Origin of the sequence: Burkholderia sp. Cy-637 (assembly GCF_011753175.1) — a bacterium.
Lineage (GTDB): Bacteria > Pseudomonadota > Gammaproteobacteria > Burkholderiales > Burkholderiaceae > Burkholderia > Burkholderia gladioli.
Genome location: NZ_VWWC01000013.1, coordinates 70,872 through 83,104, shown reverse-complemented (window position 1 = coordinate 83,104; position 12,233 = coordinate 70,872). Strand labels below are relative to the sequence as shown.

Genomic DNA, 12,233 nt, shown 5'->3' with positions numbered 1-12,233 from the left:
GCCACCCGGCCCGTCGCGGCCGGCCGCGTGGCCGGGCTGCTGGCCGGCGCGATCGGCACCCTGGTGTATTGCCTGCGCTGCCCCGAGACGGCCGTGCCGTTCTGGGCGCTCTGGTACCTGGTGGGGATGGCGGTGCCGGCGCTGGCGGGCGGGCTGCTCGGGCGGCGCGTGCTGCGCTGGTAGCGCCGGCTTGCCTGGCGGCGGGCCGGGCGAGCGCCGGAAAGCCGCGCGCGAGTATCCGGATTCCCGCCGGTATGCCGCGCCGCGCAAGCCTGGCGGCCAAAAGTACAAGTCGTTGTCGCGGCGATGTCAAAACTACAAGGGCCAGGCAAGCCGGCTACCGAGCGCCGGCGAATCCATGCCGCATCGCCGCATGACGCGACGCGGCCCCGCGCGTTTTTTTCTTCCATTCGACAGACCTGGCTTGGAGCTTGCTAAAGCCAGGGGGCGGCATGCCACGACATGCCAACCCAAGCCCGTCCATCACCTGTCCGAACTGGGAGTTACCTTGGCGCCAAATGTCCTGATGGTCGCCGCCGAAGCGGCGCCGCTCGCCAAGAGCGGCGGTCTCGGCGATATGGTCAGCGCCTGCGCGAGTGCGCTGCGTCAACGCGGAATCGACGTGTCGATCCTGCTGCCCGGCTACGAAAGCGCCTTCGAGCAGGCGCTCGCGCCCACGCCGCTCTGCTACCTGCGCGATTTGCCCGGCGGCGACGCGCGATTGTGGCGCGCCGCGATGCCCGACACCGGCGTGCCGGTGCTGCTGCTGGAAATGAATCATCTGTATGGCCATCGCGGCAGCGGCCTCTACCAGGACGAGGGCGGCCGCGACTACCTCGACAACTTCGTGCGCTTCGCCTCGCTGTCGGCGGCCGCCGCGCGGATCGCCTCGGGCGTGCGCGGCGTGAAGCGCCCGCACATCGTCCACGCGCACGACTGGCACACCGGCCTCACGCCGCTCCTGATGAAGCTGGCGGGCGCGCCGGCGCGCAGCGTGTTCACGATCCACAACCTGGCCTTCCAGGGCAACTATCCGCCGGGCCTCGCGCCCTACGCGGGGATCCCGTCCGAGCTGCTGGCCGCCGCGCCGCACGAGCCGCACAGCATCGAGTTCTACGGCGCGCTGAGCTGCATGAAGGCGGCGATCGTCTATGCCGACCGCCTGTCGGCCGTCAGCGAGCGTTATGCGCGCGAGATCCTCACGCCGCGCTTCGGCAATCGCATGGAAGGCGTGCTGGAAGCGCATCGCGACAAGCTCTCGGGAATCGTCAACGGCATCGACGACACGCTCTGGGACCCGCGCCACGACAGCCTGATCGCACAGGGCTACGGCGTCGACGACCTGGTCGGCAAGCATGCCTGCAAGCGTGCGCTGCAGCAGAGCTACGGACTGCCGACCGATCCGTTCGCGCCGCTGGTGGCGATCGGCAGCCGCCTGACCACGCAGAAGCTGGCCGACCGGCTGTGCGAGGCGATTCCGGCCGCGCTGGAGCGCTGGCCGCGCGCGCAGTTCGCCGTGCTGGGGCAGGGCGAGGCCAGCATCGAATACGCGCTGCGCCAGCTCGCGGCGCGTTGGCCGGGGCGGCTCGGCGTGCATATCGGCTACGACGAGCCGCGTGCGCACCGGCTGCATGCCGGCGCCGACATCCTGCTGCACGCGAGCCGCTTCGAGCCCTGCGGGCTCACCCAGCTCTACGCGATGCGCTACGGCACGATCCCGGTGGCCTCGCGCGTGGGCGGGCTGGCCGATACGATCGTCGATCATCGCGCGGCCGAGGCGGCACCGCACGCGCACGAACGCGCCACGCCGGAGCAGGGCGCCACCGGCTTCCTGTTCGACGGCGAGCGCGCGGAGGACATCGTGCAGGCGCTCGAGCGCGCCTTCGATGCGTTCGGCCAGCCGCAGGCCTGGCGGGTCCTGCAACGCAATGCGATGCAGCGCGATTCGAGTTGGGCCGGGCCGACCGAGCGCTATCTCGAGTTGTACCGCTCGCTGGTCGACTTGCCGGCCCTGCGCGAGGAACGCAAGGCGACGCAGCCGGCGCGTGCGCGCCCGGCCAGCACCGCGCCGCAGATCAGGCCGCAGCCGGCTGCCGAACGCTACGGCGGCGCCGGGCTGGCGTCGCGTCGTGGTGGCAACGCCGCCGCGCAGCAGGCCAGCAGCGGGGCCTGAGCACTCGCTTCAGCACTCACGTCGGAACCTGCCCGCATCGACGCGGGCAGGGCGGCGCCGGCCTCTCGCGCAAATGCCGGCAGCCGATATCGGTATGAAAATTTCTTGGTTCCGCCATCGCGGCGAACTGCCAACAATAGCGGCTCCCGAAACCCGGCGTCCGCGCCATGCCGAGCGGATCCGCCGGCCCCTCGCGAGCGCCGGGCCGTATCGATCACCCGCGCCGCTCCATGTCCATGCCCCGTTCCGTTTCCGTTCGCCGACTGCTCGCCGGCGCGCTTTGCGCCACCCTCGGCCTTGCCGGCTGGTCCGCGTCGGCCCGTGCCGATGCCACGCTCGACCACATCCACCAGCGCCACCAGATCGCCATCGGCGTGATCCTCTCGGGGCCGCCGTTCGGCTCGCTCGATCCGGCCACGCAGAAGCCGGTCGGCTTCAATATCGACCTGGCCAATGACGTCGCCAGGCAGCTCGGCGTGAGCGCCGAACTGGTGCCCGTGCAGCCCTCGAACCGCGTGCAGTTCCTCCAGCAGGGCAAGGTCGATGCGCTGATCGCGAACATGGAGGTCACCAAGGAACGCGACGAGATCCTCAGCCATCCGCCCACGCCCTTCGAGGAGATCGGCGGGGCGCTGATCACGCGCAAGGACAGCGGCATCCACGGCTGGAAAGATCTGCGCGGCAAGCCCGTGTGCGTCTCGCAGGGCAGCAACTACAGCAAGCCGCTGGCCGAGCAATACGGCGCCCAGGTCAAGGCCTTCCGCGGCCAGCCCGAATCGCTGCTGGCGTTGCGCGGCAACAACTGCGTGGCGGCCGTGCACGTCGCGCCCACGCTGCGCCTGCTGGTGGCGCGCAATCCCGACTGGAAGGACTACACCATCGCCGGCGGCGACGAGCTGATCCCGTCGCCCTCGGTGATCTGGGTGCGCAAGGGCGAGGCCGACACGCAGGCCGCGCTCGAGAAGATCGTGCAGCAATGGCATCGCAGCGGCTGGCTGCTCGAGGTCGAGAAGCGCCATGGCATGACGCCCTCGCGCGCGGTGCTGGACCTGCACGAGAAGCTCCAGGCCCAGCGTTCATGAGCGGCGCGCTGCTGGCCGGCGCGGTCGGCGCCTTGCAGCGCGTCGGCCTCGATTACCGCTTCGCGCTCGAACCCGACGAACTCGCCTCCTTCCTGCACGGCGCCGGCGTGACGCTGCTGCTGTCGGGCGCCACCGTGATCGGCAGCCTGGCCGCCGGCGTGGCGCTGGCGGCGCTGCTGATCTCGCCGAACCGTGCGCTGGCCGTGCCGGCGCGCGCCTTCGTCGAACTCACGCGCAACACGCCCACCCTGGTGCAGTTGTTCTGCGCCTTCCTGGTGCTCAACATGCTGATCAGCAATGCGCTGCGCCACCTCGGCGGCAACCCGCTGACGCCCTTCATCTGGAGTGTGATCGTGATCTCGCTGCACAAGGGCGCCTTCCATGCCGAGGCGCTGCGCGCCGGCATCGAGGCGGTGCCGGCCGCCGCGCTCGACGCGGCGCGCGCGCTCGGCTACAGCCGGCGCCAGCGGCTGCGGCACGTACAGTTGCCGCTGGCCGTGCGTTTCGCGCTGCCCGCGCTGGTCAACAACCTGGTCGACCTGGTGAAGATGACCACGGTGGCCTCGGCGATCGCGGTGGGCGACATCACCTACGCCTCGATCATGATCTGGACCCAGCGCGACAACGTGCTGGAGCTGATGATCCTGATCCTGCTGTTCTTCGGCGTGCTGACGTTCGCGATCAACGGCGCCGGGCGCTGGCTCGAGGCGCGGCTGAGGATGGCCGGTTATGGCGCCTGACACGCTGGCCGCGACGGCGGCCGCCATCGACGGCACCGGGCGCCGCGGCGCGCGCCGGCGGCGCCTGGCGCTGGCTGCGCTGGTCGTGTCGATCCTGGCCTTGTTGCTGGCCGGCAGCCGGCTGCCCACGCTGGCCGCGTTGCGGACCTGGGCGCCCGCGCTCGGCGAGGCGATGCTGGTCAACGTCGGCATCAGCCTGCTGGCGATCACGCTCGGCACGCTTGCCGGGCTGCTGCTCGGCCCGCTGTCGCTCGCGCGCCTGGCGCCGCTGCGCTGGCCGGTGCGCGCCTACGTGCAGGTGTTCCGCAACGCACCGATCCTGGTGCTGATCTATTTCTCGACCTACGTGTTCCCGTTCGAGCTGGACATCGGCCACGCCGTGCTGCCGTTCCCGGACTGGTTCAAGGTCACGCTGGGCCTGGCCCTGCCGGCCAGCGCGAACTTCGCGGAGATCTTCCGCGGCGCGATCCAGTCGATCCCGCGCGCGCAATGGGACGCGGCGCGCTCGCTGGCCTACAGCCGCGCCCAGACCTTCCGCTGGATCATCCTGCCGCAATGCCTGCGCCGCATGCTGCCGCCCTGGATGAACCTCTACGCCAGCATCACGATGGCCACCGCGCTGGCCTCGCTGGTGGGCGTGCACGACCTGCTCGACACCGCCCAGGTGGCCAGCAATACCGTGGCGCGTGCCGATTTCACCGTGCTGGTCTATTTCGTGGTGCTCGCGCTGTTCTTCGCGTACTGCTACCCGATCGCCCGTTTCACCCGTTTCCTCGAAAGGCGCCATGCCCGTTCCTGATTTCCAGCCTTCCGCCGCGCCGCTGGTGCGGCTGCGCGACGTGCACCTGTCCTACGGCGCCACGCCGGTGCTGCAGGGCATCGACCTGGCGGTCCATCGCGGCCAGGCGGTGTCGATCATCGGCCCGTCGGGCTCGGGCAAGTCCACCATCCTGCGCTGCATCGCCGGCCTGCAGCGGCCGACGCGCGGCGAGATCGAGGTGCACGGCACGCGCGTGGACCGCATCGCCAGCGAGCGCGAGGAGATCGCGCTGCACAAGCGCGTCGGTTTCGTGTTCCAGCAGTACAACCTGTTCCCGCACCTGAGCGTGCTCGACAACCTGATCGCCGCGCCGGTGCGGATCCTCAAGCGCGACCGCAAGACCGCGCTGCGCGAGGCGCATGCCTTGCTCGAACGCGTGCGCCTGGCCGACAAGGCGCATCGCTACCCGGGCGAGCTCTCCGGCGGGCAGCAGCAGCGCGTGGCGATCGCGCGCGCGCTGGCGATGCGGCCGGACCTGATCCTGTTCGACGAGGTGACCTCGGCGCTCGATCCCGAGACGGCCGGCGAGGTGCTGGCCGTGATCCGCGAGCTGGTGAGCGAAGGGATGACCTGCGTGCTGGTCACGCACGAGATGCGTTTCGCCGAGGAGATCAGCGACGTGGTGTTCTTCACCGAGGCGGGCGTGATCGTCGAGGCGGGGCCGCCGGCACGGATCTTCGGCGCGCCGCGCAGCGCGCGCACGCGCGCCTTCCTGGCGCATGCGCGCACGCCCGAGCAGGTCCGGCTCGATGCTTACGCGGCGCAGCCGATCGTGCTCGACCTGAAGCGTTTCGCGGTGTGAGGCATGCCGCGTGAAAGAGCGGGGCGCGCGCGGTGCCGTCGTGGCATCGCGCGCGCCCGCGCCGGCTTCCCGGCTCAGCCACGCACCGCGTAGCGGCTCGCCGGGCGCGGCAGGCCGAGGTGCTCGCGCAAGCTGCTGCCGGCGTATTCGGTGCGGAACAGCCCGCGCCGCTGCAGCTCGGGCACCACCTGCTCGACGAAATCGTCGAGGCCGCCGGGGAAGTACGGCGGCATGATGTTGAAGCCGTCGGCGGCGTCCTGCGCGAACCATTCCTCCAGCGCGTCGGCGACCTGCCCGGCGGTGCCCCAGACGATGCGGTGCCCGCGTGCGCCGGCCACCAGGTAGTAGAGCTGGCGCAGCGTCAGGTTCTCACGTCGCGCCAGGTCGGTCAGCAGCTTCGCGCGGCTCTTGAGCTGGTCCGATTCGGGCAGCTCCGGCAGCGGGCCGTCGAGCGGATATCGCGAGACGTCGTGGCCGAGCCGGTCCGACAACAGGCTCAGCGCGCCCGAAGTGTCGATCCACTGCTGCAACTGCTCGTACTTCTCGCGCGCCTCGCGCTCGGTGCGGCCGATCACCGGGAACACGCCCGGCATCACGTGCAGCGCCTGGCCCGCGCGCCCGAACTTCGCCAGCCGCCCCTTCAGGTCGCGATAGAAGGCCTGCGCTTCCTCCAGCGTCTGCTGCGCGGTGAACACCACTTCGGCGGTGCGCGCCGCGAGATCCTGCCCGGGCCCGGAGGAGCCGGCCTGGATCACCACCGGATGGCCTTGCGGCGGACGCGAGGCGTTCAGCGGGCCCTTGATCCGGAAGAAACGGCCCTCGTGATCGAGCGCGTGAACCTTGGCCGGGTCGAAGTAGACGCCGCGGGCCTTGTCGCGGATCACCGCGTCCTCGTCCCAGCTGTCCCACAGGCCCTTGACCACGTCGACGAACTCGCCGGCCATCTCGTAGCGCTCGGCATGATCGGGATGGTTGCCGCGCGTGAAGTTCGCGGCCGTGCGGTCGTAGGAGGTGGTGACCACGTTCCAGGCCGCGCGCCCGCCGCTCAGGCGGTCGAGCGAGGCGAATACGCGCGCCAGGTGATAGGGCTCGCTGTAGGTGGTCGAGGCGGTCGCGGCCAGGCCGATGCGGGTGGTGTGCATCGCCAGCGCCGAGAGCAGGGTCAGCGGCTCGAAGCGCTGCGCCATCGAGGGATGCGCGTCGGGGCCGCTGGTCAGGCCGTCGGCGAGGAACACCATGTCGAATTTCGCGCGCTCGGCGGTCTGCACCACGCGGCGCAGCAATTCGAAGTTCTCGCTGCCCGATTCGGCCTCGGGATGCCGCCAGCCGGCGACGTGGTGGCCCGCGCCCTGCAGGAACAGGCCCAGGCGCATCTGGCGGCGCTCGGCGGCGGAGGATCGGGTGGTCATGAGGCAAGCCGGTCGAAGGTGGAAAGGAGGCGGGCCAGGTCCTGCTCGTCGCGCATGCTCGCGACCAGCGCCGGGACTTCGGCGAGCACCGCGCGGTGCGCCGTGGCATCCGCGAACTTGGCCGGCAGGTTGGCGGCGCTGACGAGCCGGTCGGCGCGCTGGCGCAGCGTGCTGCCGTCGGCCAGCCGGATCTCGACCGTCGAGAAGCGCGTGGCCGGATCGGTCGAGGCGCGCGGGGCGTCCTGATCGTGATCGCGCTCGATGCGCGCGGCCAGCGCGATCAGGTCCTCGCGCACCGGCACGTCGGCGAACACGGCGACGCCCGGCGGGCCGTCGCTCAGCGCGGCGGCCACCGCGTACTCGACGCTGAAGCGTGCTTCCAGGCCCGTGGCGGGCAGCCGGGACAGCAGCGGCGTGTCGCCGGCCGGTGGGAAGGTGATGCGCACGCCGGCGATGTCGGCGGGTGCCGGGGCATGGCGTTCGCGCAATGCGAGCGCGGCCAGCACCGCGTAATGGGTGGCGGTGCAGCAGGGCCAGGGCTTGAAGTAGAGGCCCGGCGACACGATCTGCCACGGCGCGCCCCAGCCTTCCAGCAGGCGTTCGGGCTGCGCCGCGCCGGCGCCGTAGACGGCGAGGAAGCCGCCGGGGCCATCGAGCGCGGCCGGCGCGCCGGCCAGGCCGGCGGCGGCGAGTTCGCTGGCGAACAGGCCGGCGCGGGCCGCGAGCCCGGCGTGCAGCGGCTTGATCTCGCTGCCGAATTGCAGGCGCAGGCCGGCCGATTGCGTGGCGGCGATGCCGAGCGCGGTCTCGACCGTTGCCGCGTCGAGCCCGAGCAGGCGCGCGGTGGCGGCTGCCGCGCCCAGCGTGCCGAGCGTGGCCGTGTTGTGGAAGCCGAGTTCGTAATGGCGGCTGCCGAGCGCGAGGCCCAGGCGCGCCATGGTCTCCACGCCGATCACATAGGCCTCGAGCAGTGCGAGCGCGCTGGCCCGGCGCTGCTGCGCGAGTGCGAGCAGCGCCGGCAGCAGCACCGTGCCGGGATGGCCGCGCACGCTGCTGTGGACGTCGTCGTAGTCGAGCGCATGGCCGGCATAACCGTTCAGCAGCGCGGCTTGCTGCGGCGAGGCGCCGGCCGCGCGACCGATCACGGCAACGCCGCCGTCGCGTGGCGTATCCGCGGGCAGGGCGGCCAGCAGCTTGCGATAGCCGGCATCGTCGGCGCCCGCGAAAGCGGCGGCGAGGAAATCGAGCAGGCCGTCGCGCGCGGCGGCGATCGCGGCCGGGTCGCGCAAGGGCTCGGCACGCACGATCGCTTCGGCGAGCGCGCGCGTGAAGGTCCCGGGCGGTGAGCCGGGATGCGTTGACTGGGACATAGGAGCGGGAAGCGGATTGGAGTGGCTGCCGGGTCGCGCGCGGCGCGTTGGTCGGCGACGCGCGTGGGCAAGGGCGCGTTGGATACTAGCGAAGCGGGAAGCGATTCCCAACCAAGGAATCGCGATATGGATATCAGGGGCGGCGAGCGGCCCGGCGCCTTGGCAGTAAGGTGCCGGCGCCTTTTGGCGCAGCCGGCAGGTGTCGAGGCGCGACGCGGGACGAATGGCCCGCGCAACGGACGTGCTCAGGCTCGTCGGCGTCTCGGGCCGGATCGGAGCGCACCGGGCCGCATGGGAGGCGCGGCCCCCGAGCCCTCACCCTGGCGTCTTGCGGCGCGCACGCAGATGGGCCGCGCCGGTCTCGCTGACCCTCACCTCGGCGACGCCACCCGGCGCGTGACTGCGCTCCAGGTAACCGCGCGCGCCGGCTTCCTCCCAGACCGGCAGGCGCGGGCACGAGGTGCGCCAAGCCTCCATCACCTCGCCGTAGGGCCGCGCGCCCGAGCCGATCCACTCCAGCAGGTCGAGAATCAGGGCTTCGACGGCGGCGTCGCCCGGCGTTGGCGCGTGTGCCAGCACCTCGGGATTGACCACGTGGATCGGCTGCCCGGCCGCGTAGGCCACGACCTGGTCGAATATGTCGGAGAACTGAATCTCGTATTCGTCCTCGGTCACGTAGCCGATATGCGGCGTGCATACCAGGTTCGGCATGTTCAGCAACGGATGCCCGGGATCGCGCAACGGTTCCTCGTCGTAGACGTCCAGTGCCGCCATGCCCGGGCGGCCCGCCCGCAAGGCCTGCTCCAGCGCGCCCGGCGCGATCAGCCCGGCGCGGCTGGTATTCACCAGCAGCGCATCGGGTTTCATCCGCGCCAGGTCCTGCGCGGTGACGATGCCGCGCGTGGCGGCCACCAGGCGCATGTGCAGCGAGAGCACGTCGCAGGTCTCGAAAAAGGCCTGCTGGTCCGGCGCGACGTCCCAGCCGTCGTCGCGGGCCCGTTGCCGCGAGGCCGCGCTGGCCCAGACCAGCACCTTCATGCCGAAGGCCGCGCCGTAGCGCGCCACCTCGGCACCGATCCGCCCATAGCCGAAGATGCCCAGCGTGCGACCGCGCAGGCTGCGGCCCACGCCGATCTGCCAGCGGCCGGCGCGCAGCGCCTCCATCTGCTGGGGAATCTGCCGCATCGCCGCGATCACCAGGCCCCAGCTCAGCTCGGCCGCCGCGTACGAGGGGCTGCCGGCATGCTGGTTCGAGGAGACGATCACGCCGTGCTCGGTGCAGGCGGCGATGTCGATATGCGGATAGACGCTGCGCTGGCTGATCAGGCGCAGTTTCGGCAGGCGCGCGATCAGCGGCGCACGGATCTGGGTGCGTTCGCGGATCAGCACCAGTACCTCGGTGTCGCGCAGCCGCTCGGCCAGCGCGTCGAGGTTCTGCACATGGTCGTTCCAGATCGTCACGGCTTGCCCGTCCAGCTTGTGGAAGCAGGGCAGGTGGCGCAGCGTGTCGAAATAATCGTCGAGTATGGTGATGTTCATGTGGGGTCGTCTCCTCGCGGGATGGATAGCTTGAGCCTCGTGCGCCGAGCAGTAAAATGAAAGTATTTTCGGCATTGATGTCTTTTTCTTATGAAAATCGACACGCTTGGCGTGCAGGCATTCATCGCCGTGGCGGATCGCGGCAGCTTCCAGGGCGCGGCCGAGGCGCTGCACGTGACGCAGACGGCGATCACGCAGCGCCTGCGCAAGCTGGAGGATTTCCTGGGGGTGAAGCTGATCGAGCGCACCACGCGCTCGCTGATGCTGACCGAGATCGGCCGCGATTTTCTTCCGCAGGCGCGGCGCCTGCTCGGCGAGCTGGCCGATTCGCTGGCGGAGATCCGCGAGACCGGCATGGCGCGCCGCGGCGACGTCTCGATCGCCTGCGTGCCGACGGTGGGCGTGCAGTACCTGCCGCGCATCCTGCAGGCTTACTCGGCACGTCATCCGCACAACCGCGTCAAGATCCTCGACCACGCCTCGTCGGCCGTGATCGAGGCGGTGCGCCGCCGCGAGGCCGAGTTCGGCATCCATATCGCGGGCGAGCATCATCCCGATCTGCTGAGCGTGCCGCTCACCGAGGATCGCTACGTGCTGATCTGCCATGAGGATCACGCGCTGGCTCGGCGGCGGCGTATCGCGTGGAGGCAGTTGCACGCCTATCCGCTGATCTTCGCGGGAGAGTTCAGCGGCAACCGGCCCTTGCTCGATCTCGCGCTGGGTTCGGCGCAGTTCGCCTTGCAGTCGTTCTACGAGGTGCAGCGCAGTTCGACGGCCGTCGGCCTGGTGGCGCAGGGCGTGGGCGCGGCGGTGGTGCCGCGGCTGGCGATCCAGAAGGGCGCCTATCCCGGCGTTCGCACCATCGAGCTGGTCGATCCGCCGGTGTCGCGAACCCTGGTGCTGGTGGCGCGCAGGACCGCGCATCTGTCGCCGGCGGCGCAGGCGCTTTACGACATGATCCGGGAGCAGGCGACGCTGGCTTGAGCGCCGGCGCCAGTCACGGGACAATCCCGCCAACGCGAAACCGACCGGAAGGCATCATGCCGATTCATCGAAAACTGGCCTTGTACAGCGATCAGGAAGCACCCGGCAACGAGGCCATGAACGCGCGCCTGCTGCAACTGATCGGCCGCGAGCGCCCACGGATCGGCCATGTTCCCGCCGAGCCCGACCCGCGGCTTCTCCATTTCCATCGTCAAGCCGACTACTACCGCTCGATCGGCGCGGAACTGGCCGCGCGGGTGGATCCGCTCGATCCCGCGTCCGAGGCGGCATGGTCGGCGGTGTTGTCGTGCGATGCGATCCACCTGTCGGGCGGCAACACTTTTTCCTTCCTGTCCTGGCTGCGGCGCGGCGATGGGCTTTCACGCCTGGCCCGCTACGCGGCCGAGGGCGGCGTGCTGATCGGCGTCAGCGCGGGCGCGATCCTGATGACGCCGAGCATCGAATCGGCGCTGTTGTGCGGAGACATCCGGGATCCGGAATCGACCGACGATGCCGGGCTCGCCTTGGTCGACTTCCGCTTCTGGCCGCATTTCGATCCGGCGAACCTGATGGCCTGGCAGCGCAGCCTGTCGTCGACCCTGCCGAACCTGCATGCTTGCCCCGATGGCGCGGGCATGGTGGTCGATGGTGAGGATATCGAGCTATTCGGGCGAGTCCATCGATACGATGGCGGGCAGGCGCATCCTGCTCGAAACGAGGATTGAAGACATCGCGCGCTTGTGTCATCGTCTCGCATCCCCTTGCCAGGAGCCATTCATGTTCGACCATGTCAAATTCGGCGTCAGCGATTACGCGGCAAGCAAAAATTTCTTCCTCAAGGCACTCGAGCCGATCGGCGTCGCGGTGCTCGGCGAGGGCGTGCCGACCTACGGCATCGAAATGAGTCCCAAGGGCAAGGCCTCCCTGTGCCTGTACCAGACCGACGAGACGCCCGCGCACCTGCACCTGGCCTTCACGGCGGATCATCGCGAGCAGGTCGATGCCTTCCATCGCGCGGCGCTGGCGGCCGGCGGCAAGGACAACGGCGCGCCCGGCCTGCGAGCGCATTACCACGCGAACTACTACGCGGCCTTCGTGATCGGCCCGGACGGGCACAACATCGAGATGGTGTGCCACAGTCCGGAGGCCTGAGCGCGAACCGAAAGCAATCCGAAATAAATTTCCATGCCACGCCGCGCGGCGAGCCATGCTAGACTGCGCGCACGGAGATGGCATTCCTCCTCGACCCAACCGCCGGCATTGCCCGGCTGATGATGCCTACGGTCCCTGGCTCCAGGACGCGTAGGCATTGCT

The 12,233-nt window shown here is 70.2% G+C and carries 11 protein-coding genes, 1 pseudogene and 1 riboswitch; of the genes and pseudogenes, 9 read left to right on the top strand and 3 right to left on the bottom strand.

What is annotated here, in order from left to right:
* The 6 genes from F3J10_RS06560 to F3J10_RS06535 all read left to right on the top strand — a co-directional run.
* A partial coding sequence (locus F3J10_RS06560; RefSeq protein ID WP_167241714.1) for an NrsF family protein occupies positions 1-183 on the top strand: 183 nt, incomplete at its 5' end.
* A 325-nt stretch (positions 184-508) separates the two neighbouring features.
* Positions 509-2,173 (top strand): glycogen synthase GlgA, encoded by a 1,665-nt coding sequence (gene glgA, locus F3J10_RS06555; protein ID WP_167241713.1) that lies wholly within the window; start codon positions 509-511, stop codon positions 2,171-2,173.
* Between the two features lie 236 nt (positions 2,174-2,409).
* Positions 2,410-3,255: a transporter substrate-binding domain-containing protein gene (locus F3J10_RS06550; RefSeq protein ID WP_167234618.1), complete on the top strand. Its 846-nt coding sequence runs from the start codon at positions 2,410-2,412 to the stop codon at positions 3,253-3,255.
* A complete protein-coding gene (locus F3J10_RS06545) occupies positions 3,252-3,995 on the top strand; it encodes an ABC transporter permease subunit (protein WP_025098378.1) in 744 nt (247 codons plus the stop codon). Before F3J10_RS06550 ends, F3J10_RS06545 begins: the two co-directional genes overlap by 4 nt.
* Positions 3,985-4,794 carry an amino acid ABC transporter permease gene (locus tag F3J10_RS06540; RefSeq protein WP_167241712.1) on the top strand — a complete coding sequence of 270 codons (810 nt, stop codon included), beginning with the start codon at positions 3,985-3,987 and terminating at the stop codon, positions 4,792-4,794. Before F3J10_RS06545 ends, F3J10_RS06540 begins: the two co-directional genes overlap by 11 nt.
* Entirely contained in the window at positions 4,781-5,617 is an 837-nt protein-coding gene (locus F3J10_RS06535) for an amino acid ABC transporter ATP-binding protein (RefSeq protein ID WP_025098380.1), read from the top strand. Before F3J10_RS06540 ends, F3J10_RS06535 begins: the two co-directional genes overlap by 14 nt.
* Before the next feature lie 74 nt (positions 5,618-5,691).
* Here the strand turns inward: F3J10_RS06535 and F3J10_RS06530 are convergent, their stop codons facing one another.
* The 3 genes and pseudogenes from F3J10_RS06530 to F3J10_RS06520 form a co-directional block, all read right to left on the bottom strand.
* On the bottom strand, positions 5,692-7,026 hold the full coding sequence (locus F3J10_RS06530) for an LLM class flavin-dependent oxidoreductase (RefSeq protein ID WP_167234656.1): 1,335 nt from the start codon (positions 7,024-7,026) through the stop codon (positions 5,692-5,694).
* A complete protein-coding gene (locus tag F3J10_RS06525) occupies positions 7,023-8,396 on the bottom strand; it encodes an MmgE/PrpD family protein (RefSeq protein ID WP_167241711.1) in 1,374 nt (457 codons plus the stop codon). Before F3J10_RS06525 ends, F3J10_RS06530 begins: the two co-directional genes overlap by 4 nt.
* Positions 8,397-8,966: 570 nt before the next feature.
* Positions 8,967-9,935 (bottom strand): annotated as a pseudogene (locus F3J10_RS06520) (D-2-hydroxyacid dehydrogenase family protein); the annotation flags it as partial.
* A 90-nt stretch (positions 9,936-10,025) separates the two neighbouring features.
* On the opposite strand from F3J10_RS06520, the gene F3J10_RS06515 reads away from it, so the two are divergent.
* From F3J10_RS06515 to F3J10_RS06505, 3 genes are read left to right on the top strand one after another with little or no spacing between them, the layout of a single operon-like run.
* Positions 10,026-10,919, top strand: a complete 894-nt coding sequence (locus F3J10_RS06515) for a LysR family transcriptional regulator (RefSeq protein ID WP_167241709.1) — start codon at positions 10,026-10,028, stop codon at positions 10,917-10,919.
* Entirely contained in the window at positions 10,916-11,644 is a 729-nt protein-coding gene (locus F3J10_RS06510) for a Type 1 glutamine amidotransferase-like domain-containing protein (protein WP_167230749.1), read from the top strand. Before F3J10_RS06515 ends, F3J10_RS06510 begins: the two co-directional genes overlap by 4 nt.
* A gap of 52 nt (positions 11,645-11,696) precedes the next feature.
* Positions 11,697-12,071: a VOC family protein gene (locus F3J10_RS06505; protein ID WP_166913461.1), complete on the top strand. Its 375-nt coding sequence runs from the start codon at positions 11,697-11,699 to the stop codon at positions 12,069-12,071.
* Positions 12,072-12,135: 64 nt separating this feature from the next.
* Positions 12,136-12,207: riboswitch (Fluoride riboswitch) on the top strand.
* Positions 12,208-12,233 lie beyond the last annotated feature (26 nt).

Coding starts and splice junctions, on each gene's coding strand:
- F3J10_RS06545 (WP_025098378.1), top strand. CDS start 3,252: ATGAGCGGCGCGCTGCTGGCCGGCGCGGTCGGCGCCTTGCAGCGCGTC.
- F3J10_RS06505 (WP_166913461.1), top strand. CDS start 11,697: ATGTTCGACCATGTCAAATTCGGCGTCAGCGATTACGCGGCAAGCAAA.
- F3J10_RS06540 (WP_167241712.1), top strand. CDS start 3,985: ATGGCGCCTGACACGCTGGCCGCGACGGCGGCCGCCATCGACGGCACC.
- F3J10_RS06550 (WP_167234618.1), top strand. CDS start 2,410: ATGCCCCGTTCCGTTTCCGTTCGCCGACTGCTCGCCGGCGCGCTTTGC.
- F3J10_RS06515 (WP_167241709.1), top strand. CDS start 10,026: ATGAAAATCGACACGCTTGGCGTGCAGGCATTCATCGCCGTGGCGGAT.
- F3J10_RS06530 (WP_167234656.1), bottom strand. CDS start 7,026: ATGACCACCCGATCCTCCGCCGCCGAGCGCCGCCAGATGCGCCTGGGC.
- F3J10_RS06535 (WP_025098380.1), top strand. CDS start 4,781: ATGCCCGTTCCTGATTTCCAGCCTTCCGCCGCGCCGCTGGTGCGGCTG.
- F3J10_RS06525 (WP_167241711.1), bottom strand. CDS start 8,396: ATGTCCCAGTCAACGCATCCCGGCTCACCGCCCGGGACCTTCACGCGC.